The organism is Streptomyces gamaensis (assembly GCF_042656465.1).
Classification (GTDB): Bacteria; Actinomycetota; Actinomycetes; order Streptomycetales; family Streptomycetaceae; genus Streptomyces; species Streptomyces gamaensis.
The window spans coordinates 1-22,434 of sequence record NZ_JBHSPB010000018.1; the positions used below are offsets into that span (position 1 = coordinate 1).

Sequence of the window (22,434 nt, forward strand, 5' to 3'; positions counted from 1 at the left end):
CGGGCCATCGAGCTGATCACCACGGGGACGGCACAGCGCCCCGTCGAGCGGGTCCGCTCCCGCGCCTTCGACCACATCGCGCTCGCCCGCGCCCAAGTCCAAGCCGGTGAGCTCGAAGCAGCCGACCGCACCACCGCCACAGCGCTCGACCTGCTCGGGCGGGTGACCTCGACGCGGGTCACCGACCGGCTCCGCGAACTCGACAGCGAACTCGCGGCGACCACCGCCACGGTTGCGGCTCAGACCCGCGACCGCATCCGGGCCGCGCTCACGTGACCACACATGAGGCGCCCCCTTCCCGTTCGGACTTCTGGGCCCTGGTCCACCCGCACACAGGAGACCTGACCCACGCCCGCCCCGTCCCGGGCGGGCACAGCTCGGACGTCACGGCCCTGGTCGAGTGCGCGAAGGGGCGGTTCTTCGTCAAGGCGGTCCCCAACCGGCCCGGGGGCCGCCGTGACTCCATCACCCGGGAACAGCTGATCAACGAGGCCGTCCGCCCCGTTTCCCCAGCCCTGCGGTGGCATACGGAAAGCGACGAGTGGATCGTGCTCGGCTTCGAGTTCGTCGAGGGGCGACCGTCCGAGTTCGCCCCGGGCTCTCCCGACCTCCCCACGGTCGTCGGCCTCCTGAACCGGATCGGCGGCCTGAAGCTGCCCGAGGTGGCCCAGGACTGGGACGAGACCCGTTGGGACCGATTCGTCGCGAATGAAGCCGACACCGCACTCTTTCGGGGCGACGCCTTGCTCTACACCGATATCAACCCGGGCAATCTGCTGATCGGAGACCGTGACGCCTGGGCGGTCGACTGGGCCTGGCCCACGCGCGGCGCCGGGTTCATCGACCCTGCCCGTCTCGTTGTGCAACTGATCGCCGCAGGCCACAGCCCGCGGTCCGCCGAGGACTGGGCCGCCGGGTGCACGGCGTGGGTGAACGCGGACCCGGGAGCGATCGACGCCTTCGCTGCGGCCAACCTGCGTATGAACCGTCGGTTCGCCGACCGGAACCCCGAGGCGTCGTGGCTCACAGCCATGGTGGCAGCGGCTCAGGCATGGACGGACCACCGCGGCATCCCCGAGACGGGGCTGTAACCACCGCAGTCGCCCACCAGCCCGCACCCCCCAACCGCACCCCGCCCAATACTCCAGCAGCGCCAACCCACCCGCCTCCGGCTCATTCGCCGGAACGAAGACGGGCCGCGCGGAAACTGGGAAGCTCACCTCGACACTCAGTCCTGGGCCGTCACGACCGTCGGCGTGTGCAGCTCGGCCGGTCCCATCGACTTCCAGTACCTGTGAACCCGGGCTGACCCGGCCAGTGCGGAGCGGCGCCGTTCTTGACGTTGCTCCGCACCCTTCCGCCGGGTATCACCCCGCTGCGACACTCCGGCCCATGCGGCACACCAGCGGCCAACACCCGGGCCACGACCCCGACTCCGCGTTACGAGCCCTGGTCGCGCACCCGCCCTTCCCCGTCCACGGCTTGCGTGAGCCGACCGTGACCCCTGCAGCCCTCGCCGAGGCCCACCGGGTCGGCGGGCGCTGGACATCGGTGACCCTGGCGTACGGCCAATGGGACAGCCCTGCAGGGCCGTTCGTGGCCGTCACCACCCTCGCACCGGACAACCGGTCGGCCCGAGCCGACCCCCGCAGCGCCTTGACGGCGGCCGTCGAGCTGGAAGAGGAGCGGTACGCCTCTCTCAACGATGAGCAGCACCCGGCCGCTTCCGGCCCTGTCGACATCTCCGAGGCACGTATCCACTGTGACCCCGCGTCGGCAACCGCCGCTCTGGGACGACGCGGTGCCCTGTGGGCGCTCGTACTCGACCTGGACAGCCAACGACTCGTCACAGTCGGCAGAGGAGTCGAACCCGGGTCTGTCGAGGTGGGGCAGGTCCAGGACCTCGATCCGTTCCTGCAGGGGCGCAGCACCCTGCTGCAGCGCATGACGGAAGCCGTAGAGCACTCCGCAGCACCGCGTCCACAGCCTGATGTCGCCGGCGGCCGTATGGACGTGCCGAGTCACGCGGCTCAACGGGCCTGGGATCAGTACTGGCGCGCTCACCCAAACCGATCCGACGCCACCCCGGATGCTCGACAAGCAGAGCCGGCCCACCTCACGGACATCCTGCTGCCGCGCTGAATCGAGGCCTGGAACACCTGGCGCGAGCGACGCTGACCCGGGTGCGGGCACCTGACGGTACGCCGACAGCAAGATGGCGCGATCTTGGCGTGGCGGACGTTGCGTGACGAGCATGTTGCCGTCGGGTGAACAACCACGCTGCCCGAGTCGGACCATTCGCACGATTACGCAGGGTCGATTTGAGTGATCACGAGACCTTTGGGCCACACCAACCAATACACCGCAATCGCCACACTCTATTGCCATCCGCACTCTGCGTTTGTGTATTCAACGACCCGCATTTGGCCATGTATAAAAATCCACTTTAAGCGCCCCTTACGACATGCCATGATCTCCACGTGCACCGCTCGGAACGGCATTCATCGCCGCTCCGTCAAGGTTTCGCAACGACAACGGGAGAATCATGAGCTCCGCAACGATCGGTGAGAGAATCTTCAAGCGGTTGTCCATGGCAGGCGTTGCGGTGGTGACCGCCGGCGCCATCATGACGGTCACCGCTTCGACAGCGTCAGCTGCGCCGGTCCAGTCCCCCACCGTCGCCCAGGCGGCCGCCGCGGTCGCGGCGGAGACCGGAACGCCGGTCGACACGGCGGTGGTCCAGAAGATCGTCGACAACATCAACGCTGCCCGGGGCTCGCTGTCCGAGGGCCAGAGCAAGTTCGTCTACGACAACGGCGAGTACGCGCTGAGCCTGGGCAAGGCCGGCGGCAAGACCACGTTGCGGGCCGTCGTCTCCCCGACCAGCAAGGGCGGCATGAACCAGCCGCGCGGCTTCTGCCACACCGCCGCCATGGCCGCGGTGTACGGCATCGGCGCGGCGGCGTTCGCCGCGGCCGCCGCTGTCGGCGGCATCGAGGTCATCGGCATCGCCATCTCGGCCGACGCCGCGCAGGCACTGTCGGTGGCGCTTTCGGCGGGATCCGGAGTCTCTGCCCTGGTCTCGCAGTACATTTGCTGAGCCTGCCCCTGATCTGAACGGAAATCATGCGCGCCCTCATTACTGTTCTCGCAATTCTCGCGATCCTGGTACCGCTGGCCGGAATGCGACTCAGCAAGTCGCAAAAGCAGCTGCCCAAGTGGTACTTCTTGGTCTTGATCGCGGTCGTTCTGGCCCTGGTCATTGCCGTTGTCTTCGGACAGCTGACGTGAGGAGAGAAAATGCGAAACGGTAATGTGGGCAAGTCTCTGGGAGCCGTCTGGCTGCTGGCCGTGGCAACCCTGGCGGTGCCGGGTGTGGCTCTGTGCGGCGGGACCGCTCTCAGCGACGTCCTGGCCTCCAGCACCCCGTTCCTCGCTTCGGTCGCCGTTGCCACGGCCATGACGGCCAAGCGAGGTTCGGAGGCCCGTGAGGCGCGCACCTCCGCTCAGGTCGCACACATCTGAAAGGCCGTCCCCAACGGGATGTGATCGGGGCTGCGGCACCTCGCCGTGGCCCCGATCAGTGCGTCCGGCCTCTCGTGCCACTTCACGAACCGGCTGCTCAACCAGTGGGGCCGAGCCGTACGAACACCTACCCCCGCCCATCAGGCACAGGCGAGACACCGGAAGAATGCGCCCGGCGCGAGCTGATGGAGGAAGCCGGGATCACCGCCACGCGGTGGGGCTTCCTCGGCTCCTACGCCATCACCCTGGAGTCCACCGCCCGCGTGCACCTGTACGAAGCTCGCGGCCTGACGCTCGGACCCCAGCAACTCACCCCGACCGAGGCAGACTTCAAACTGTCATGGTGGCCCATGGCAGATGCCATCGCCGCCGCCGAAGACGGCCGGTTCCTCCTCCCGGCCGGGCCCCTGGCTCTCCTGCTCGCCAGCCGATGACGCGACCGCGGAGGTCACCACGGTCACCTCCGCCGGGCGGGCGGGTGGGCACGGCCGGCAGCCTCCGGACCGCAGCCGCACGCTCACCCCACCCGATACTCCAGCAACGCCAACCCACCCCCCTCCGGCTCATTCGCCGGGACAAAGCCCGCCGCTCCCGCCACCGCATTCCACCCCGAACGATCCCGCTCCCGCCCCCCGAGTACCGCCAGCATTTCCACATCCGTGAGTTTCCCGAGGTCGAAGCGGCCCGGCCCGGCCAGCAGCATGTCGACGATCAGCAGCCGGGCGTCCCGGTCCGCTCCCATCGCCTCCCGCACTCGCCGCAGGATCCGTACCGCGTCCTTGTCGCCCCAGTTGTGCAGCGTGTGTTTGATGAAGTACGCGTCGAAACCGCCCGGCACCTCCGTGAAGAAGTCGATGCCGATGGCCGTGGCCCGCCCGGACACGCCCCGGGCCGCGAACTCCTCCTCCGCCCCCGCGACAACTTCCGGCCGGTCACACACAGCCCCCGTGCACCCGGGGTGCCGGGCGAGCACCTCGGCGAGGAACTGCCCACGCCCGCCGCCGACATCGGCAATACGCGCGAAGCGCGAGAAGTCGAACTCGGTGAAGATGCGGTCGGTTCCGGGGTAGCGGTTCTGGGTCATGGCCCGGTCGAAGAGTTCCGCGCTGTCGGGGTGCCGCCGCAGGTAGGAGAAGAAGGTCTCGCCGAAGGCGTGCTCGAAGGAGGGCTCGCCGGTGCGGGTGGTGTGCAGGAGGTTCTCGTAGGGGCGCCACATCATGGGGTCGCTGGCGAACAGGAACATCTCCCGTATCCCGCCCGCCACGCCGGCGCGCAGTCCCTCGGCGGCCTCGGTGAGGGCGTAGGCGCCTGTCGTGGGGTCCTCGCGCAGGATGCCGGCGGTGGCGACGGCACGCAGCAGGCGGTGCAGTACGTCGGCGTCGGCGCCCGTGCGGGCGGCTAGGTCGGCAGCAGTAACGGGGCCGTCGGCCAGCAGGTCGGGGACTCCCAGCTGGACCAGGGGGCGCAGGGCGCCGATGGTCCACTTGGCGGCGAACAGGCCGATCACCCGTTGCGCGGGCGGCAGTTCGGCGGGGAACCAGTCGAGGATTCCGGCCGATGTGGACGACTCGTGTGCGGCGGTGCTCAATGTCTCTCCCCAATGCAAGGCATCAGCGGAAGCGCACCCGCATCCGCCGGTAGCTGTTCATGAAGTTGGTCGCGGTCCGCACGGGCTCCTCCGTGAGCTCCAGCCGGGGCAGCCGGTCGAGGAACGCGGCCAGGAACAGCCGCAGTTCGAGGGCGGCGAGCCCGCGTCCGATGCACACGTGCGGGCCGCCGCCGCCGAAGGAGACGTGCGGGTTGGGACGGCGGGCGACGTCGAAGCGTTCGGGGTGGGTGAAGGCGGCCTCGTCGCGGTTGGCGGAGCTGTACCACAGGACGACGCGTTCGCCGGCGGCGAGCGGCTGCCCGGCGATCTCGGTGTCCTGGTGCACCTGGCGGGCGAAGTGCGTGGCGGGTGTCACCCAGCGGACGATCTCCTCGACGGCGGTCGGCACGAGTTCCCGGTCGGCGCGCAACGCGGCGAGCTGTTCGGGGTGTTGCAGCAGGGCGAGGGTGCCGCCGGTGATGGAGCAGTAGGTGGTCTCGCTGCCCGCGCCCATGAGCGTGGTGGCCAGCAGGGCGATCTCTTCCGCCTGGAGTCTGCCGGTCTCCTCGGAGCCGGCCGCGAGCAGGACGGAGAACAGGTCGTCGCCGGGGTCGGTACGGCGACGGAGTACCAACTCCTCGAAGTACGCCATGAGATGGACGAAGGCGGCGGAGGCCCGTTCGGGGGTGCTGTGGTGGTAGTCGGGGTCGCCGAGGTTGACGGTGTGGCGGGTCCACTCGATGACCTGCGGCCGTTCGGCCTCGGGTACGCCGACGAGTTCGGCGAGTACCTCCAGCGGCAGCCGCAGGGCCACGTCCTCGGCCAGGTCGAACTCGCCGGCCGCCGCGACGTCGTCGAGGATCCGCCGGACGATACGTGCGACGGGCTTCTCCAGCGCGGCCAGCCGGGCGGGGGTGAAGCCCTTGAAGGCGAGGCGGCGCAGCCGGGTGTGCTCGGGGGCGTCCAGGAAGGAGATCAGGGGCAGCCCGGTGGAGTCCTGCCGCACCGAGGTCATGGTGCTCGGCGCGGAGCGGAAGGTGTCGTTGTCCCGTGAGGCGCGTACGACGTCGGCGTGCCGTACCAGGTACCAGAAGGGGAAGCCGTCGGCGTCGTACGCCCGGTGGAGGCCGGGGCGGGCGCGCAGTTCGCGGAAGTAGTCGTGGGGGACTCCGCCGGCGAACGCCCGGGCGTCCATGAGGTCCAACTCGCGCATGATGGCTGTCACTCCCCCCGGCTACTTCGGCCGGTGGCACACCACGAGGGTGTCGTAGTCGCCGAGCGGGTGCCGGGTGATGTCGGTGAAGCCGGCCGACTCGGCGTGTGCGCGCAGTTCGGCGGCCGTGTACTCGCTGCCGCCGTCGGTGACCAGCAGCATGTCGAGGCTGATGACGAGGTTCTCCACGTGACGGGAGTCCGTCTCCAGCATGCGGTCGTACACCAGCAGGACTCCGCCGGGCATCACACTGTCGTACGCCTTGTGCAAGAGCAGACGGCGTCGTTCTCCGTCCCAGTCGTGCAGGGCGTGGCCGAGGACGACGATGTCGGCCTGCGGGAGCGGGTCGGTGAAGAAGTCCCCGGCGTGGAAGGTGACCCGGTCCGTCGTGCCGAGTTCGGCCATGCGCGCGTCGAAGAGCGGGGCGAGCTGCGGCAGGTCGAAGACGTGCCCGGCGAGTCGGGGGTGGGCGGTGACGATCTGGGCGGCCATGTTGCCGCGGCAGCCGCCGACGTCGAGGACGGAGCGGTAGCCGTCCCAGCCGTCCCAGGCGGCCAGGAGCTGCGGGCCCAGTACGTGGGTGAGCGCGTCCATCATGTCGGCGAACTGGCCGAGCAGCCTCGGCTCGTTGATCATGGTGTGGAAGTCGCCGTCGGCCTGCGGTTTGCCGGTGCGCAGGGCTTCGGTGAGCCGGCCCCACGCGGGGTAGAGGTTGTGGTTGGAGCGTTGCAGGAAGCCGCCGACGTACAGGGGCTCGCCGGGCACGAGGTGCCGGTCGGCGCCGGGCGCGTTGCGGTAGTGCTCGCCGTCGCGCTCCAGCAGGCCGAGGGCGAGCAGGAGTTGCAGCCAGTCCGCCAGGCCCCGGCCGTGCAGCGCGAGGTCGGCGCGCAGTTGCTCGCGCGTGCGGGGGCCGGTGCGCCGCAGGCTGCCGAACAGGTCCAGTTCCACGGCGCTCAGCAGGGCTTTCGCGTCGCAGAAGGCGTTGGCCAGCCGCAGGATGCCGGCCGGTGTGGAGACATCCGGGCCGGCCACGCCTGCCCCCGTACGGTCGTCGATGCCCGTCATCCGCCTCACTCCCTTCCCACCGCGGCCCGGCCTTCTCGCCGTGCCGCATCGCCCCGACGCTGACAGCGGGCTGTGGAAGGCGGCTCGAAGGCCGTTGGAGGGCGGCGCGCGGCCCGTCGGCCGATCCTCAAGTGCGCGCCGAGAGCGGTGGGTTTGGATACGGGCGCATCCGGCAGCACACCGACGCGAGGGAAGACGCGAGGTACAGCATGGATCAGGCGGGTCGGACCGATCAAACGGATCAGAGGGATCGGACGGATCGGGCGGATCAGGCGACAGTCCCGGTGCTGGTCGTGGGCGGTGGTCCCGTCGGCCTGTCCACCGCGATGTTCCTCGGCCGTCACGGCGTTCCCGCCGTGCTCGTCGAGAAGCGCGAGGACACCTCGCTGCTGCCCCGGGCGCCGGGTCTCCAGGCGCGGACGATGGAGCTGTTCCGCGCGGCGGGCTGCGTCGCGGACGTACGGGCGCTGGAGAAGGACGACTCGCACCCGTACTTCGAGGGCGGCATCATCCGTACGTCCACCTTCGCGCGGATCGACGAGGCGGTCACCCTGGAGGCGCCCTCGCTGGACGGGCCGCTGGTCAGCCCGGAGCGGGTGATGGGCTGCGGGCAGGACCGCTACGAGAAGGTGCTGGTCGCCAAGGCCCGTGAGGCGGGCGGCGAGGTCCGTTTCGGCACCCGGCTCCTCGGGCTGTCCCAGGACGCCGACGGGGTCACGGCCGTCGTGCGCGGACCGGACGGTACGGACAGCACGCTGCGCGCGCGGTACGTGGTGGCGGCCGACGGGGCCAGCAGCTTCGTCCGCCGTTCCCTGGGCATCGAACGGTACGGGCGGGGCACGGTCTTCAACGCGCTGAGCATCTACTTCCGCGCGCCGCAGCTCGAAGGCGCCCTGAAGGGCCGGAAGTTCATCCTGTGCTACGCCACGGCGGCCCGGGGCACCCTGATGAGTCTGTCCCGGCTGCACGGCTGCGACCCCTGGCTCGCGACCCCGCTGTACTTTCCCGACCGGGGCGAGAAGCCGGAGGACTTCACCGACGAGCGGTGCGTGGAGATCATCCGTACCGCTTCGGGCCTGCCGGACCTCGACGTGGAGGTCGTGTGGAAGGTGCCGTGGCAGGGCGCGCAGCTGGTGGCCGAACGCTTCCGCGCCGGGCGGGTGTTCCTCGCCGGTGACGCAGCGCACGTCCACCCGCCGGCCGGCGGGTTCGGGGCCAACACCGGTATCCACGACGCGCACAACCTGGCGTGGAAGCTGGCCGCCGTGCTGCGGGGCTGGGCGGGCCCGGAGCTGCTGGACACCTATGACGCCGAGCGGCGCCGGGTCGGTGAGGCGATGGCCGAACAGGCCATGATCCGCAACCGGATCCGGCACGGCTACGCCGACGACGCCACCCGCTCCGCGATGGTCGACGACATCATCATCACCCTCGGCTACCGCTACCGCTCCTCGGCGATCCCCGGCGGGGACGCGGACGCGCCCGTGCTCTCCCCCCGGCTGGACCTGACCGGCCGGCCGGGCACCAGGGCGCCGCACGTGTGGCTCGACCGCGGCGGCCGGCGGATCTCCACGATCGACCTGTTCTGGGACAGTTACGTGCTGCTGTGCGGGGCGCGCGGCGGCGACTGGGCGCGGGCCGCCGCCCGCGCGGCACGGCGCCTCGGCATACCGCTGTGTACCCATGTCGTGGCCGCCGGAGGGGAGTTGGCGCCGGTGGACCGGGACTGGGCGGAGGCGTACGGGGTCGGCGAGGACGGGGCGGTGCTCGTCCGCCCGGACGCGTTCGTGGCCTGGCGGGAGCCGGGGGCCGTGGCCGACCCGGAGGCGGCCGTGGGTGCGGCCCTGGCCCGGGCCGCCGGGCACAGCGCGCCGGCCGGGGTCGCGCGGTGAGCGCGCGGCCGGGGCCGGGCTCCCTGCTGGAGACGGCGATGGCCTTCCAGCGGGCCAAACTCCTCCTGGCCGGACTGGAGCTGGGCCTGTTCGAGCTGCTGGCCGAGGGGCCCGCCGACGAGGAGACGGTCCGCGCGCGGCTGGGCCTGCACCCGCGCGGCACCGGGGACTTCCTCGCCGCGCTCGCGGCGGCCGGGGTCCTGGTCCACGACGGGCGCGGCTACCGCAACAGCGAGGAGGCGGCGCGGACGCTCGTACGGGGCGGCCAGGAGTACCTGGGCGGCTTCCTGCGCGTGGCCGACCAGGTCATGTATCCGGCGTGGGGCCGGCTGGCCGAGGCCCTGCGCACCGGGGCGCCGCAGGCCGGTACGTACTCCGGCACCGACATGTTCGGGCAGCTGTACGGCGACGACGGCAAACGGTCGGCGTTCGTGGGCATGGCGGAGGACGCGAGCCGGCCGCTCGTCCCGGCCCTGCTGCGGGCCTTCGACTGGGGCTCGTGCACGGACGTGCTGGAACTGGGCGGATGCCGGGGCAGCGTCCTGGCGGCCCTGGTGGCGGCGTACCCGCGGCTGAGGGCGACCGTCCTCGATCTGCCCGCGCTGCGGCCCGAGTTCGACGCCCGGATGAAGGAGCTGGGCACCGCGGGCCGGATCGGCTTCCACGGCGCCGACTTCTTCACCGACCCGCTGCCCGAGGCGCAGACCGTGATGATCGGGCACTGTCTGGTCGACTGGACCGACAAGCAGCGCCGCGCCCTGATCGCCCGGGTCTTCCCGGCGGTACGGCCCGGTGGCACGTTCCTGGTGTGGGACCCGATGGTGGTCCCCGGCGACGAGAGCTGTCTGCGCAATCTCGTGCGCAGTCTGAACTTCCAGCTGATGACGCCGCACGGCACGAGCTACCGCGTGGACGCGCTCGCCGCGATGCTGCGGGACGCCGGTTTCGCGGAGGTGGGCCATGCTTCCCTCGGCCGGGACGTGACGCTGGTGACGGCCCGCAAGGCCGGCTGACCGCCGCGCGCAGCACGAGGGGCTGTCCGCCGGGAACTCCCGGGCGGACAGCCCCTTTTAAGTTCTTTAAGAGGTGCTTCAAGAGGTGCTTCTTAAAGAGGTTCACAGCAGGGCGGCCGCCAGGGCGTTGACGATGGCGGCGGCGACGGCCAGGACGGTGCGCAGCAGGTGCCAGCGGTGCCACAGCGGGCGCGGGTCCCGCCAGTCGGGCGGGAGTGCCGCCGGGTCGGCGCCCTTCACCCGGCGGTTGATGGGCACGTTGCCGAAGTGCGAGACCACGGAGACCGCCAGCAGCAGCACGGCACCGGCGGTGAACAGCGGCCGGCCCGGCCCGTCGTCGAGGGCGGCGAGGGCGGTGTCGGCGGCGCAGGAGCCGAGGACGATCAGCGGCATGACGGGGTCCCAGTTGCGGCCGAGCAACTGGTGGGCGTACACGTAGCGTTCGGGCGGCATGGCCCGCAGCGCGGGCAGCACGCTCAGCGCCACCGCGAACAGCACCCCCGCCACCATCCCGCTGGTGACGCCCACGGCGGCGGCGAGGACGGCGAGGCCGCTCACGGCAGGGCCTCCGCGAGCAGCTCGGCCTGCTCGGGGCCGGGCGAGCACGGGAACAGGACGAGTTCGTCGCAGCCGGCCTCGGTGTACTCGGCCAGCAGGTCGGCGAGTTGTGCCCGGCCGGTGACGGCGCGGGCGGCCGCCGCCCGGCCCTTGGCCGGGAAGGCGGCGTAGTAGGCGTGCAGGTAGTCCTCCGCTGTGCGCCGCCCGTCCGGGCCGAGCGAGACGTAGCCCAGGCACACCACGCGCGGCCGGTCCGTACGGCCCGCCTCGGCCCAGGCCGTACGGGCCCGGGCGGCCAGTTCCCGGAAGGCGGTGCCCGAGCCGCCGCCGGAGATCCAGCCGGAGCCGTGGCGGGCGGCCCGGCGCAGGGCGGCCGGGGAGTGCCCGCCGAACAGCAGGGGCGGGCCGCCCTGTTGGACGGGCGCCGGTCCGATGCCGGGCACCGGTCCCTGCCCCGCCCACACCGCGCGCAGTTGCGTGACGAGCGTGTCCATGCGGCGGCCGCGTCCGGCGAACGGCAGTCCGGCCGCCGTGAAGTCGTCCTCCCGGTCGCCGACGGCCAGCCCCACCGTGAGCCTGCCGCCGCTGAGCCGGTCGAGGGTGGCGAGCTGCTTGGCGAGCTGGGCGGTGCTGCCCCGGCAGGCGGCGAGCAGCACGGTGCTGGCGAGGCGGATCCGCTCGGTGACGGCGGCGGCAGCGGTCAGTGCGGTGAGGGGTTCGTATCCGTCGTGGACGAGCCGGTCGACCGCGCACAGGCTCGTGAAGCCGGCCCGGTCGGCGCGGCGGGCGAACTCCAGCAGGTCCGGGCCGCGGAGGCCGGGTACGGTCGTCGGCAGCCCTATGGAGAGATCCACAACCCGCCCCCGTTCAGTGGCCGTTGCCGGAGGCCGCTGCGGCTTTCGGCTTGTGCCCGGTGACGACGGTGTTGCCGGGGCCCGCGGGCAGCGTACGCACGCCGGTGAAGCCCGCCTCGGCGAGCCATTGCGCGCAGTTGTGCGGCGGGTAGCCGGCGCCGGCCGGGGACATCACCAGCATGTGCAGGCTGCCGACGGCGGCCGACAGGTCCGGGTGCGCCGGGTCCGGCATCGGGTCGTAGACCAGCAGGGCGCCGCCGGGCGCCAGGGCCTTGTACGCGGAACGCACCAGGGCCCGCCGCTCGTCCTCGGAGAAGTCCGCGAGGACGTGCCCGACGACCATCGCGTCGCAGGCGGGCAGGGCGTCGGTGAAGAAGTCCCCGCCGGTGAAGGCGATCCGATCGCCGGTGCCGAGCCCGCGGGTGTGCTCGGCGCAGGCCGGGGCGTTCTGCGGGCGGTCGAAGACGATGCCGCGCAGGTGCGGGTGCTCGCGCAGCAGGAGCGACAGCAGATTGCCGCGTGCGCCGCCGACGTCGGCGACCACGGTGTGCGCCCGCCAGTCGAGGGCTGCGGCCACGTACGGGGCGAGGGGGGCGCTGAGGGCGTCCATCATCCCCAGGTAGCCCTGGCGCCGGTGCGGGTCGGCGAGCATGTCCTCGATGCCACCGGTGTTCTGCGGGGCCCCGGTGCGCAGCGCCTGCTCCAGCCCCGCCCACGCCGGGTAGAGCACGGCGTCGGCCCCCTCCAGGAAGCCGCCCGCGTAGCCGGGGCCGCGCACCAGGCGCTCCCGCGCGACGGGGGCGTTGCGGTAGCCGTCGGGGGTGCGCTCCAGCAGGCCGAGGGCGGTGAGGGCGTGCAGGAAGTCCTCGATGCCCCGTCCGTGCAGGCCGAGTTCGTCCCGCAGCTTCCGCGGGGTACGGGGCCCGCCGGCGAGCGCGGTGAACAGCCCCAGACGCAGAGCGGTCAGCAGGATCTTCGCGGTGGCGAAGCCGAGGCCGAGGCGGTCGATGTCGCCGGGGGACGGGGTGGCGGCGCGCGGTGCGGTCATCGGGGCGGCTCCTGGGTGTCGTGGGGGAGGTCGGCGGCGACGGCGGCGCCGTCACGGGTCCGCCGGACTGTGGGCGCGTCCGGGAGACGGTCCGCCGCCGGCGGGGACACGGCGGCCGGGCCACGGACCGGGGCACGGCCGCCGTGCAACGCACCGGTCCCGTACGGGACATCAGCGCCCAGCCCCGGCGCAGCCGCGGCCACGGCACAAACCGCCGCCCGCCCCTGTCGGGCGCCTCGTGTCGTCACGAGTGGTCCTCCCCCGCCTCGTGGGGGACGTCGGCGACCACCGCCGCGTCGTCGTCTGCCCGTCCCGCCGCGACCGCCGTCGCGTAGCGTTCCGCCGCCTGTCGGCACAGTGGCAGAGGCAGGCCGTGGGCTTCGGCTTGTTCCAGGGCTAGTTCGAGGTCCTTGCGCATCAGGGCGGTGCGGAAGGCCGCCGGCCGGTAGACGCGCCGTCGCATGTACTCGGCGCGGAAGCCGAGTACCGGGGAGCGCCAGCCGCTGCCGAGGAGGATCTCCAGCATCAGCTCGCGGTCGAGTCCGGCCGCCTCGGCGAAGGCGGTGGCCTCGGCCAGGCCGGCGGTCTGGATCCCCAGGAGCAGGTTGAGGGAGAGTTTGAGGGCGCTGGCGCGGCCCGCCGCCCCCAGGTGGCGCACTTCCTGTCCGAGGGCGGCCAGCACGTCGTGGGCGTCGTCGTACGCGGCCTGCTCGCCGGAGACGAACAGGCGCAGCTTCCCGGCGGCGGCCATGTCGGGGTTGCCCAGGACGCAGGTCTCCAGGCGGCGGACGCCGGAGGCCGCGAGCCGGGTGGCGGTACCCCGCGCGTAGGACGGCGAGACGGTGGTGGTGTCGAGGAGCACCGTGCCGGGCCGCAGCCGCCACACGAGTTCCCCGAACAGGACCTCGTCGACGGCCGGTTCGTCGGCGAGGCTGAGGACGACGGCGTCGGCCCGTTCGCCGGCCTCGGCCGCCGACGGCGCGGCTGTCGCGCCCGCCGCGACGAGGGCGTCGGCCCGCTTCCGGGTGCGGTTGAAGACAGTCACGTCGTATCCGGCCGCGAGGAGGGCGCGGGCCATGCCCGCTCCCATGCCGCCGAGGCCGATCACGCTCACCTGTTTCGTCATGCGGCGGGCTCCCCCTCGGGGTGGGTGTCGACGGTGAGTTCGGCGATCCGGCGCATCGTGGCGTTGCGGAAGTAAGCGGCGAAGCCCTCAGGGGTGGCGGTCTCGCGCGGTTCGGCAAGGAAGGGCGCGAGTTTCTCCTCCAGGACGTGGACGCCTTTCTGTGCTGCCATGTGCCGGGCGATGGCGCTGTAGTCACCCTCGTAGTGGATGACGCGGACCAGGACGTCGTCCTTGAGGAAGACGGCGGTGCCCAGCAGCCGACCCGCGATCCCGCCGTCCTCGCCGCGGAATTCGGGGGTGTCCACGCGCCGGAACCCGGCGAAGATCCCGGCGATCTCGTCCTCGTGTCCGGGCCGGACCCGGTAGGTGATGGCCGCGTACGGCATCAGATGCCTCCGTCGACGTTGAGGGTCGTGCCGGTGACGTAGCGGGAGGTGTCCCCGGCGAGGAACAGCACCGCGCCGGCGATGTCCTCGGGCTGTGCGATGCGGCCGAGCGCGGTCATGCCGGTGATGTGCTCGACCGCCGCAGGGGGGAGCCCGGCGCCCGGCTCGGTCTCGGTCAGGCCCGGGGAGACGGTGTTGACGCGGATGCCGCGCGGGCCGAGTTCCTTGCACAGGGCCCGGGTGAAGCCGATCAGCGCGGCTTTCGACGCGGTGTAGTGCACGCCGCCCGCGCGGCCGCGCAGCGCCGCCGAGGAGCCGACGTTGATCACGGAGGCCCCGTCGGCGAGCAGCGGGAGGGCGGCGCGTGTCACCAGGTACGCCGTGGTCACGTTGGTGTCGAACATCCGCCGCCACTCGGGCTGTTCGAGGTCGCCGAAGGGGACCGGTCCGTCGCAGCCGACGTTGTTGACGAGCACGTCGAGCCCGCCGTACAGCTCGCGGCAGCCGGCGGCGAGCCGGGTGACGTCCTTCTCGCTGGTGACGTCGCAGCGCACGACGCGGTGCGCTGCACCGTACTGCGTCAACTCCTTCTCCAGGCCCGCGGCTTCCTCGCCGGGGCTGCGATGGCAGGTGATGACGCGGGCGCCGGCGCGGGCGAAGGCGAGCGCCGTGCAGCGGCCGATGCCCCGGGTGCCCCCGGTGATCAGCACGCGTTTGCCGGACAGGTTCTGCTCCATGGGTGCCGGTTCCTCCTCGGGCACGGTCGGTGGGCGCGCAGGACGGGCGCGCGGGGCGGGGTCGTCAGGCGCGGCGCAGCCCCAACTGCGGTGCGTAGGCGAGATAGAGGCCCTCGACGGCGCGGTCGGGGCCGGTCGGGGCGGCCTTGAGTTCGTGTTCCTTGTTGAGGTTGGCGAGCGGGTTGGGGTCGCCGCTGTCGGCGCCGCCGAGGTGCTGCCGGACCCGGCGGTAGACGTCCTCGGCGTCCTTGAGGTCGGCGATGCCGGTGACGATGCGGTCGAAGGAGGCCTGGAGGTCGAGGGCGTCCCGGTCCTCGGCGGACAGCCGCTGCGCGTTGTAGAAGTGGTACTCCTTGCCGCGGTAGCTCTCGTAGAAGACCGAGACGAGCACCAGCAGCCGCTCGTAGGCGCCGCGGTAGACGCCGTCGAAGAAGGACCGCGCCTCGCTCTCGGTGACCTCGCCGCGCAGCACGGAGCCGATGGCGGCGGCGGCGAGCATGGCACTGTAGGTGGCCAGGTGCACGCCGGTGGACAGCAGGGGGTCGAGGAAGCAGGCGGCGTCCCCGCACAGGAAGTAGCCGGGGCCGCTGAAGACGTCGCTGGTGTAGGAGTAGTCCTGTTCGGTGCGCATACCGGTGGTGCGTTCGGCGTCCGTGAGCATTCCGGCGACGGCGGGGCAGCGGGCGAGGGCCTCGTGGTAGACCTCCTCGATGCCGCCGAGTTCGGCGCGCCGCCGGTTGAAGGTGTCGCGTCCGGTCACCAGGCCCACGCTGGTGGTGCCGTCGTGCAGCGGGATCGCCCAGAACCAGCCCTCGGGCACGGAGGCCACGACGATGGCGCCGTCCGGTCCCTTGCCGAGTGGCTGGACGTCCTTCCAGTACGACCAGGTGGCGACGTTGCGGAAGACGCTGTGGAACCTGCGGGTGCGCAGCTGCCGGCTCGCCAGGACGCCGCGCCGCCCGGAGGCGTCGACGAGATGGTCGAAGGTGATGCGGCCGCTTGCCGGGCCGTTCTCCCAGTGCGCGGCGACCGGTCGGTCGCCGTCGAACTCGACCTCCTTGACGTTCACGCCCTCGTGCACCTCGACGCCGAGGTCCCGGGCGTGGTCGAGGAGGAGCTTGTCGAAGTCGCCGCGCACGACCTGCCAGGCGTTGCTGCCGTCCTGGCCCAGTTCGGTGAAGCGGACCTCCCACTCCTCCGGGCCCCAGCTGAAGTAGGCGCCGCCCTTGGCCCGGAAGCCGTGGGCCGCCACCTTGTCCCACACGCCGAGGAGTTCGAAGATCGGGCGGCAGGACGGCAGGATGGACTCCCCGATGTGGTAGCGCGGGAAGGTCTCCCGCTCCAGGAGTGTGACCCGTACGCCCTGGCGCGCGAGCAGCCCCGCGGCCGTGGCACCCGCGGGGCCTCCCCCGATGACCAGTACCTGGGTGGCAGCGCGCATGTGTCTCCCCTTCCACGGGCGGTGTGCGTCCGCCTCGAACGTTGCAGGTGTGCTTCGAAGAGGGCTGGAAGGGCGCTCGTGGGGCGGCTGGTGGGCAGTCGGCCGGTTCCGGCTTCGGCGGGGATCGGGACCGTGCTGCCGACTGCCCGGCCGTCAGGCCCAGCCGGCGGCCGTGGGCGCCAGTTCCAGGGGGGCGCTCCCGTCGCCGGAGGGCGCCACGGGCAGCCGCCGGCGGAGGGGCACGCCCGCCGCGGGGGCGGCGAGGGAGGCGGCGATGCCGCGTATGGGCGGGCGCACGGAGTAGCGCAGCACCCCGCCCACGTCCTCGGCCTCCGCCAGCTGGTACTCCACCAGGTCCTCCAGCAGCAGTTCCGCCTGCGCCTCGTCCACCTCCAGCAGCTGGGCGGCGCGGGCGACCGACACGAAGGGCTCGGCGGCGCCCGCGACGGTACGGAAGGCGGCCTGGCCCGCGCCCGGCAGCAGCCGGACGGAACGGGCCACGCTGTCGGCGAGGCCGGGGGCGCCGACGGCGGCCGGGGGGATGCGGCGCACGTCGCCGCTCGCGGCCGCCAGGAGCTTGGCCACGGGCCAATGGGGGCGCAGCTGGAGCAGGTTGGCGGCGGTCTGCAGGGGCATCGGCAGTCCGCCGGACAGCGTGACCAGTTCGCCGAGCCGGTCGCCGTCCGCCGCGAGCCGGTCGGCGCCCAGCGCGCCGGCCAGCATGCCGTGGCAGGCCTCCTCCCCCAGCGGGCCGGTCCGGGCGGTGACCACGACCGCCGGGTGCCACAGCATGCGGCGTCCGACGGCGACCACGGCCGAACCCGGGCCGGGCAGCAGGGCGCTGATCTGCTGCGCGTCGACGACGTCGTCGAGCACCACCAGGAGCCTGCGGTGTGCCGTCCAGGCCCGGAAGGCCGCCTGTGCCTCTTCCGGGCAGGCCCCCTCCCTGCCGTGGCTCAGGCCGAGCGCGCGCAGGAACCCGCCGAGGACCTCGGCCGCCGGGACGACGGAGCCGTCCGGCCGCTGCAGCGCGGCGAAGAGCACCCCGTCCGGATAACAGGCCCGTACCCGGTGGGCGACGTGCACGGCGAACGCGGACTTGCCCGAGCCGGGCGCGCCGACGGCCAGGGCCACGGCAGGCGTGGCCCGGCCGTGCCCGGCCAGGGCCCGGCACACGTCGTCGAGCTGCCGCTCCCGGCCCAGCAACTGACCGGCGACCATCGGCAGTTGGTTCGGCGGCCGGCGGTGCCGGGCCGCCGGCCGTACGGTGCCGGGGACCTGCGGCGGGGCGTCCAGGGAGGGGTCGGCGGCGAGCATGGCCTGGTGCAGCCGCCGCAGCTCCGCGGAGGGCTCCAGCCCCAGCTCGTCCGAAAGCGCGGTCCGGGCCCGCTGATACGCCTGGAGTGCCTCCGCGCGCCGGCCCGCCCGGTACAAACCGAGCATGAGTTTCGCCTGGAAGCCCTCGTGGGTCGGCTGCTGGGCGACCAAAGTGGTGAGTTCCCCAATAAGGTCGATGTGCCGGCCGAGCCGGAGGTCGGCCTCGATCCGGTGGTCCAGCGCCAGTTTGCGCATTTCCTCCAGGCGCACGAGTTGGGCGTGCAACAGGGGGCCCGGGCTGACCGCTCCGAACGCCCGGCCCGTCCACAGTTCCAGTGCCTGACGCAAGGTGCCGGCCGCCTGCTCGAAACGCCCGGCGGCGAGTTGTTCCCGGCCGGCGCTCACCCCTCGCTCGAACCGTACGGAGTCCAGGGCGTCTTCCGGCAGCCGGAGTACGTAACCCCCCGGCGTGGTCCGCAGCGCGACCCCGTCGCAGGCGGCGGCCGCGGGCCCGACGGCCGCCTCCGACCAGCAAAGCAGCTTGCGCAACTGATAGATGTAGGTCTGCAGGGTGGTGACAGCACTCAACGGCGGGCGGTCCTCCCACAGTTCCTCGATGAGCTGATCCGTGCGCACCGCACGGTTCATCTCGACGGCGAGCAGGGCGAATACTTGCCGCAGTTTGGGGGCGGAGGGGGTCATCTCGACCCCGGAGCGGGTGACTGCGAACTCCCCGAGCACTCTGACATGCATGCGAACTCCCCCTTGCTGTTCCGTCCGATGATGAATACCGATTCACGAAAGATCGTGATACCCAGGACTTCACGGGAACCGACGGTCGAGCCTTGAGCCTGCGCGCCCGGAAAGGCCCGGAAGGGGCCGCACGGCGCACTTGTCCCCCGGTGGAGATCTGCTGGAAGGTGCGGAATTGGTGTATCCGCATCAGATCGAATTTCGCTCGAAACTCGTTGGAAGCCCCGCAGAAATTTGATCGAGAATTTATGGGGGAAGATGTTTTGCCCAAGTCGCCGCAGGTGGCGGGGGTTGGGCGGCCGCAGGCACCGTCCGGGACGACATGCCTTGATGGTCGCCGGGCTGACTAGTAGTCTGGCGACTATCTTTCCGGCGGGTGAACCGCGGCCCGCCTTCGTCATCGGCGCAACGGCGCCGATTCGCCGAGGAGTTGCCGAATGGATCTCGGACTCAAGGACAAGCGCGTACTGATCACGGGCGGCACCAGGGGCATCGGGCGCGCCGCCGCCCTGCTCTTCGCCCGGGAGGGCGCCCGCGTGGCGATCACCTACAACTCCTCGGCCGAGGCCGCCGAGAAGCTGGTGGGCGAACTGGGCGGCCCCGGCCGGGCGTTGGCCGTCCCCTACGAGCTGCGCGACCCGGAGTCGATCACCGCCGCGGTCGACCGGGTGCGGGAGGCGTTCGGCGGCGTCGACGTCCTGGTGGCCAACGCCCTGTGGTTCACCTGGGGCGACCCCGGCGAGGACGACGCCTTCCAGGACCTCGACCCGGCCAAGTGGACGGCCCGCTTCCGGGCCAACACCGAGGGGCACATGCTCACCGCGCAGCGCGTACTGGGCGGCATGCGGGAGAACGGCTGGGGCCGCATCGTCCTGCTGTCGTCGATCACGGCCCACTACGGCATGGAGCGCTCCGAGATATACAGCGGCTCCAAGGCGGCCCTGCACGGCTTCGCCAAGGGCCTGATGTGGGAACGCCACGGCGTCCTGGCCAATGTCGTCGCGCCGGGCGCGACCCGTACGGAGTTCATGGAGCAGTTGCTGGAGGACCCCGCCACCCGGGAACTGGTGGACAAGGAGATCGAGAAGACACCGAGCGGCCGCATCAGCGAACCGGAGGACATCGCGAAACTGATCGTCTTCCTCGGCTCCGCCGCCAACGGCAACATCAACGGCGAGATCATCCACACGGCGGGAGGGCGCTGAGCGGCGCCCGTACTGCCTGTAGCGCTTGTACGTCCGTACGCCCCCGTACCGACTGTGCTGCCCGTGCGCCGGGCAGCGTGGCGCAACCGCCCCGCTGCCCGGCGCACTTCGGCCGCGCCCTGCTTCAGGCCGTCGCCCGGAAGACGGCCACGCTGCCCCGTACCACCACCCGGGAGACGGGGAAGTGCTCGCGCAGGGCGCGCGCGAGCCCGTCCGGACCGTCGCCCTGGTTCTGGAAGTTGCCACGCCGGTGCTGCTCGGCCAGCAGACGGCGGGTCAGCGCGTTCATACGCACCCCCTCGGCGAGCACCGTCGTCCCGAACAGCGTCCCGCCGGGCCGCAGCACCCTGGCGACCTCGCCGAAGACCACGCCCTTGGCGTCCCAGCCGCCCGGCACGGTGTGCAGCACCAGATTCATGGCCACCGAGTCGAAGTGCCCCGACGGCAGCGGCAACGGCTCCAGCAGATTGGCCCGGCAGGTCCGGGGCCGGTACCGGGCCAGCCGGCGCGCGGACGCCTGGAGGCACTCCGCGCTCAGGTCCAGCAGCGTGATCCGCGGATCCGGCACCGGGAAACGGCACCGGTCGAGGAAGTAGCCGGTGCCCGGCCCGATGTCCAGGTGCGCCGCGCCCGCGGCGCGCTCGTACAGCCGCACCATGGAGCGGCGCGGGCAGCGCCACACGAGCGAGCAGAACAGGCCGAGGACGAGGGCGTCGTACACCGCCAACCGGGCGGGGGTGTAGGCCTGTTGAGCGCGCTGGATCAGCGGATCGATCACTCCCGGGTGGTCCGGCACTGTCACACCCCCCGGCGGGCGATCAACAGGGTGTCATCGGCGACGAGATGGCGGTGGGTCACTTCCGCGAAGCCAGCGTCGAGGAACCACCGGGCACCCTCGCGCGCCGTGTACTCCCCGCCCCCCGGCGTGCACAGCATCATGTTGAGCGAGATGAGGAGGGGGTTGGCGGCCGCCCGCCGCCCCTCGTCGATCATGGTGTCGTACACGAGCGCGTACCCGCCGGGCGAGAGCGCCTCGAAGGCGCGCCGCGCGAGCCGCTTGCGCTCCTCCACACCCCAGTCGTGCAGCACGTGCCCGAAGACGACCACGTCCGACTCCGGCAGCGGATCACGGAAGAAGTCCCCGCCCCGGAACGCCACCCGCCCGGTCAGCTCCCGCTCCGCCATGTGCTCGTCGAACACGCCCCGCACGGCGGGGAGATCGAAGACGGTCGCCTCCAGATGCGGATGAGCCCGTACGAGCCGGGCAAGCAGATTCCCCCGCGCCCCGCCGGCGTCCGTGACCCGCTTGACGGAACCCCAGTCGAAGGCGTCCACCAACGCGGCACCGCTGGGCCCGTTCAGCGCGTCCATCCCCCCGTAGTACGCGCGCCACTCCCGCGTACTACGGTGCTGCCGGACGAACATCCCCGCCCCGGCCCGCGCCCCGTTCTGCGGCTCCCCGCTGATCAGCCCCTCCCCCAGCCGCCCCCAGCGCTCGTCCGCCTGCTCCAGGAACCGCCCCAGATAAGCGGGTTGCCCGGAATCGAGAAACCGCGCCGCGAGCGGAGCACTCCGATACGCCCCGCCCGCCTCCCTCTCCAGCAGCCCCACCGCGACCAGCGCGTCCAGAAAGTCCCCCACGGCCCGCTCACTGATCCCGAACCGGTCCCGGATCTCCTCCCGCCCCAGCGCCTCGTCGAGCAAGCCGGTGAACAGATCCAGTTCGACGGCGAACAACACCGTCCGCCACTTGTAGAACTCGGCCGCCATCTGCAACAACGGCCCGGCCGTCACCTCGCCCCCGGCCCCGGCCCCGTCCGGCGCCACCACGCCCTTCGCCATGCGCGACTCTCCTCCCGGCAGTCGTGAGGGTGCTCGGGCAGGACGGTAGGCGGGGGCACTCGACGGGAGGTACAGGGGCGCTGGTGCGGTCTCCGGGGCGGCCCGGACCTGCCGGGCCGCCGCCCCTACAGGTCACGCGGATCACTCAGGTCACGGGTCAGTACAGGACCTCACCCATCGGAGAGCTGTCGCCGACGACATAGGCGCGGATCGCCGCCAGGTACGCGCCGCGGGCGACCCGGCCGTCGCCGTCGGTGTCCAGCGCGCCGAAGGCGGCCTCGGCATTGCCGGGCGGATTGTTCAGCGCGGTGCGCAGCGTGGTGAACTCGGCCCGGTCCAGGGCACCGTCCCCGTCAGCGTCGACGAGGTCGAACAGCGAGCCGAGTGCGTACTGGCAGATGGTGTCGAACTTCTCGCCGTCCACCCACGCGTCGTACTCCTCGAAAGTGAGCCGACCGTCCGCGTTCGCGTCCATCACGCCCCATGCCTTGAGCCCTTTCGCGCGGGCGGTGGCGACAAGCGGGTCGTCCTCCGTGCGCCCCGTCGCCTTGACCACCCGATCGATGCGGGAGAGGTAGTCGTCCGCCGAGATGACGCCGTCCCCATCCCGGTCCATCATGGCGAAGACGCGCCGCGTGGGGGTGGTGGGGGTAGCGGTGGTGGGGGTAGTGGGGGTAGTGGGGGTAGTGGCGGTGCTGGCGGTGGTCGTGCGGTCCACTCGGTTTCCTCCTGCTCGCTCCGGCTCGACGAGGACTCGTCCCGCGCCTTCCTACCCGGCGAGCTGCGCGCTTCATGCGCGTGCTGCGACGGGCGGACTCCTGCTGGAGTGAAGGTCAGTTGGGGTGCACAGGCGGGCGAATGCGCGCGGGCG

Annotated in this window: 22 protein-coding genes and 2 pseudogenes; 10 read left to right on the plus strand and 14 right to left on the minus strand. The window is 72.1% G+C overall.

The genetic code is table 11. The features are described 5' to 3' along the window. The 7 genes and pseudogenes from ACFP1Z_RS25250 to ACFP1Z_RS25280 form a co-directional block, all read left to right on the plus strand. Positions 1-276: pseudogene (locus ACFP1Z_RS25250) on the plus strand (transcriptional regulator); the annotation flags it as partial. After that, positions 273-1,091 carry a hypothetical protein gene (locus ACFP1Z_RS25255; RefSeq protein WP_390319724.1) on the plus strand — a complete coding sequence of 273 codons (819 nt, stop codon included), beginning with the start codon at positions 273-275 and terminating at the stop codon, positions 1,089-1,091. The pseudogene ACFP1Z_RS25250 and the gene ACFP1Z_RS25255, both read left to right, overlap by 4 nt. Positions 1,092-1,392: 301 nt before the next feature. Beyond that, on the plus strand, positions 1,393-2,142 hold the full coding sequence (locus ACFP1Z_RS25260; protein WP_390319725.1) for a hypothetical protein: 750 nt from the start codon (positions 1,393-1,395) through the stop codon (positions 2,140-2,142). A 403-nt stretch (positions 2,143-2,545) separates the two neighbouring features. After that, positions 2,546-3,100 (plus strand): hypothetical protein, encoded by a 555-nt coding sequence (locus tag ACFP1Z_RS25265; protein WP_390319727.1) that lies wholly within the window; start codon positions 2,546-2,548, stop codon positions 3,098-3,100. Positions 3,101-3,126: 26 nt separating this feature from the next. Next, complete coding sequence (locus ACFP1Z_RS25270; RefSeq protein WP_390319728.1) at positions 3,127-3,291, plus strand: hypothetical protein; 165 nt, start codon at positions 3,127-3,129, stop codon at positions 3,289-3,291. Between the two features lie 9 nt (positions 3,292-3,300). Then, positions 3,301-3,525, plus strand: coding sequence for a hypothetical protein (locus ACFP1Z_RS25275; protein ID WP_390319730.1), 225 nt, complete (start codon positions 3,301-3,303; stop codon positions 3,523-3,525). Positions 3,526-3,674: 149 nt separating this feature from the next. After that, positions 3,675-3,959, plus strand: a pseudogene (locus ACFP1Z_RS25280) (NUDIX domain-containing protein); the annotation flags it as partial. Between the two features lie 83 nt (positions 3,960-4,042). Here ACFP1Z_RS25280 and ACFP1Z_RS25285 read toward each other — a convergent pair. From ACFP1Z_RS25285 to ACFP1Z_RS25295, 3 genes are read right to left on the minus strand one after another with little or no spacing between them, the layout of a single operon-like run. Then, positions 4,043-5,113 (minus strand): methyltransferase, encoded by a 1,071-nt coding sequence (locus ACFP1Z_RS25285; RefSeq protein ID WP_390319732.1) that lies wholly within the window; start codon positions 5,111-5,113, stop codon positions 4,043-4,045. Positions 5,114-5,135: 22 nt separating this feature from the next. Continuing rightward, the gene (locus ACFP1Z_RS25290) at positions 5,136-6,326 is read right to left on the minus strand and encodes a cytochrome P450 (protein ID WP_390319733.1); all 1,191 of its coding nucleotides are present in this window, start codon (positions 6,324-6,326) and stop codon (positions 5,136-5,138) included. A 21-nt stretch (positions 6,327-6,347) separates the two neighbouring features. After that, on the minus strand, positions 6,348-7,391 hold the full coding sequence (locus tag ACFP1Z_RS25295; RefSeq protein ID WP_390319735.1) for a methyltransferase: 1,044 nt from the start codon (positions 7,389-7,391) through the stop codon (positions 6,348-6,350). Between the two features lie 209 nt (positions 7,392-7,600). Here ACFP1Z_RS25295 and ACFP1Z_RS25300 point away from each other — a divergent pair, with 209 nt between their 5' ends. Both ACFP1Z_RS25300 and ACFP1Z_RS25305 read left to right on the plus strand, forming a co-directional pair. Then, a complete protein-coding gene (locus ACFP1Z_RS25300) occupies positions 7,601-9,283 on the plus strand; it encodes an FAD-dependent monooxygenase (RefSeq protein WP_390319737.1) in 1,683 nt (560 codons plus the stop codon). Then, positions 9,280-10,296 (plus strand): methyltransferase, encoded by a 1,017-nt coding sequence (locus ACFP1Z_RS25305; protein WP_390319739.1) that lies wholly within the window; start codon positions 9,280-9,282, stop codon positions 10,294-10,296. Before ACFP1Z_RS25300 ends, ACFP1Z_RS25305 begins: the two co-directional genes overlap by 4 nt. 102 nt (positions 10,297-10,398) lie before the next feature. Here ACFP1Z_RS25305 and ACFP1Z_RS25310 read toward each other — a convergent pair whose 3' ends face one another. The 8 genes from ACFP1Z_RS25310 to ACFP1Z_RS25345 form a co-directional block, all read right to left on the minus strand. Continuing rightward, a complete protein-coding gene (locus ACFP1Z_RS25310) occupies positions 10,399-10,854 on the minus strand; it encodes an anthrone oxygenase family protein (protein ID WP_390319741.1) in 456 nt (151 codons plus the stop codon). Beyond that, complete coding sequence (locus tag ACFP1Z_RS25315) at positions 10,851-11,708, minus strand: LLM class flavin-dependent oxidoreductase (RefSeq protein ID WP_390319742.1); 858 nt, start codon at positions 11,706-11,708, stop codon at positions 10,851-10,853. Before ACFP1Z_RS25315 ends, ACFP1Z_RS25310 begins: the two co-directional genes overlap by 4 nt. Before the next feature lie 13 nt (positions 11,709-11,721). After that, a complete protein-coding gene (locus ACFP1Z_RS25320) occupies positions 11,722-12,756 on the minus strand; it encodes a methyltransferase (protein ID WP_390319743.1) in 1,035 nt (344 codons plus the stop codon). A 244-nt stretch (positions 12,757-13,000) separates the two neighbouring features. Continuing rightward, positions 13,001-13,882 (minus strand): NAD(P)-dependent oxidoreductase, encoded by an 882-nt coding sequence (locus tag ACFP1Z_RS25325; protein ID WP_390319744.1) that lies wholly within the window; start codon positions 13,880-13,882, stop codon positions 13,001-13,003. Continuing rightward, positions 13,879-14,268, minus strand: coding sequence for a SchA/CurD-like domain-containing protein (locus tag ACFP1Z_RS25330; protein WP_390319746.1), 390 nt, complete (start codon positions 14,266-14,268; stop codon positions 13,879-13,881). Before ACFP1Z_RS25330 ends, ACFP1Z_RS25325 begins: the two co-directional genes overlap by 4 nt. Continuing rightward, on the minus strand, positions 14,268-15,005 hold the full coding sequence (locus tag ACFP1Z_RS25335; protein WP_390319747.1) for an SDR family NAD(P)-dependent oxidoreductase: 738 nt from the start codon (positions 15,003-15,005) through the stop codon (positions 14,268-14,270). Before ACFP1Z_RS25335 ends, ACFP1Z_RS25330 begins: the two co-directional genes overlap by 1 nt. Before the next feature lie 64 nt (positions 15,006-15,069). After that, positions 15,070-16,446, minus strand: coding sequence for an NAD(P)/FAD-dependent oxidoreductase (locus ACFP1Z_RS25340; RefSeq protein WP_390319749.1), 1,377 nt, complete (start codon positions 16,444-16,446; stop codon positions 15,070-15,072). Positions 16,447-16,599: 153 nt separating this feature from the next. Then, positions 16,600-18,516: a BTAD domain-containing putative transcriptional regulator gene (locus ACFP1Z_RS25345; RefSeq protein WP_390319751.1), complete on the minus strand. Its 1,917-nt coding sequence runs from the start codon at positions 18,514-18,516 to the stop codon at positions 16,600-16,602. A 437-nt stretch (positions 18,517-18,953) separates the two neighbouring features. Between ACFP1Z_RS25345 and ACFP1Z_RS25350 the strand changes: the two genes are divergently transcribed. Continuing rightward, positions 18,954-19,721, plus strand: coding sequence for an SDR family NAD(P)-dependent oxidoreductase (locus ACFP1Z_RS25350; RefSeq protein ID WP_390319753.1), 768 nt, complete (start codon positions 18,954-18,956; stop codon positions 19,719-19,721). A 124-nt stretch (positions 19,722-19,845) separates the two neighbouring features. On the opposite strand, the gene ACFP1Z_RS25355 is transcribed toward ACFP1Z_RS25350, so the two are convergent. From ACFP1Z_RS25355 to ACFP1Z_RS25365, 3 genes are all read right to left on the minus strand, one after another. Then, positions 19,846-20,517, minus strand: coding sequence for a class I SAM-dependent methyltransferase (locus tag ACFP1Z_RS25355; protein ID WP_390319755.1), 672 nt, complete (start codon positions 20,515-20,517; stop codon positions 19,846-19,848). A gap of 2 nt (positions 20,518-20,519) precedes the next feature. Then, positions 20,520-21,563: a methyltransferase gene (locus ACFP1Z_RS25360; RefSeq protein ID WP_390319757.1), complete on the minus strand. Its 1,044-nt coding sequence runs from the start codon at positions 21,561-21,563 to the stop codon at positions 20,520-20,522. Between the two features lie 157 nt (positions 21,564-21,720). Further along, complete coding sequence (locus ACFP1Z_RS25365; protein ID WP_390319759.1) at positions 21,721-22,281, minus strand: EF-hand domain-containing protein; 561 nt, start codon at positions 22,279-22,281, stop codon at positions 21,721-21,723. Positions 22,282-22,434: the final 153 nt, after the last annotated feature.

Coding starts and splice junctions, on each gene's coding strand:
- ACFP1Z_RS25265 (WP_390319727.1), top strand. CDS start 2,546: ATGAGCTCCGCAACGATCGGTGAGAGAATCTTCAAGCGGTTGTCCATG.
- ACFP1Z_RS25325 (WP_390319744.1), bottom strand. CDS start 13,882: ATGACGAAACAGGTGAGCGTGATCGGCCTCGGCGGCATGGGAGCGGGC.
- ACFP1Z_RS25330 (WP_390319746.1), bottom strand. CDS start 14,268: ATGCCGTACGCGGCCATCACCTACCGGGTCCGGCCCGGACACGAGGAC.
- ACFP1Z_RS25350 (WP_390319753.1), top strand. CDS start 18,954: ATGGATCTCGGACTCAAGGACAAGCGCGTACTGATCACGGGCGGCACC.
- ACFP1Z_RS25260 (WP_390319725.1), top strand. CDS start 1,393: ATGCGGCACACCAGCGGCCAACACCCGGGCCACGACCCCGACTCCGCG.
- ACFP1Z_RS25320 (WP_390319743.1), bottom strand. CDS start 12,756: ATGACCGCACCGCGCGCCGCCACCCCGTCCCCCGGCGACATCGACCGC.
- ACFP1Z_RS25345 (WP_390319751.1), bottom strand. CDS start 18,516: ATGCATGTCAGAGTGCTCGGGGAGTTCGCAGTCACCCGCTCCGGGGTC.
- ACFP1Z_RS25290 (WP_390319733.1), bottom strand. CDS start 6,326: ATGCGCGAGTTGGACCTCATGGACGCCCGGGCGTTCGCCGGCGGAGTC.
- ACFP1Z_RS25340 (WP_390319749.1), bottom strand. CDS start 16,446: ATGCGCGCTGCCACCCAGGTACTGGTCATCGGGGGAGGCCCCGCGGGT.
- ACFP1Z_RS25270 (WP_390319728.1), top strand. CDS start 3,127: ATGCGCGCCCTCATTACTGTTCTCGCAATTCTCGCGATCCTGGTACCG.
- ACFP1Z_RS25275 (WP_390319730.1), top strand. CDS start 3,301: ATGCGAAACGGTAATGTGGGCAAGTCTCTGGGAGCCGTCTGGCTGCTG.
- ACFP1Z_RS25295 (WP_390319735.1), bottom strand. CDS start 7,391: ATGACGGGCATCGACGACCGTACGGGGGCAGGCGTGGCCGGCCCGGAT.
- ACFP1Z_RS25335 (WP_390319747.1), bottom strand. CDS start 15,005: ATGGAGCAGAACCTGTCCGGCAAACGCGTGCTGATCACCGGGGGCACC.
- ACFP1Z_RS25360 (WP_390319757.1), bottom strand. CDS start 21,563: ATGGCGAAGGGCGTGGTGGCGCCGGACGGGGCCGGGGCCGGGGGCGAG.
- ACFP1Z_RS25300 (WP_390319737.1), top strand. CDS start 7,601: ATGGATCAGGCGGGTCGGACCGATCAAACGGATCAGAGGGATCGGACG.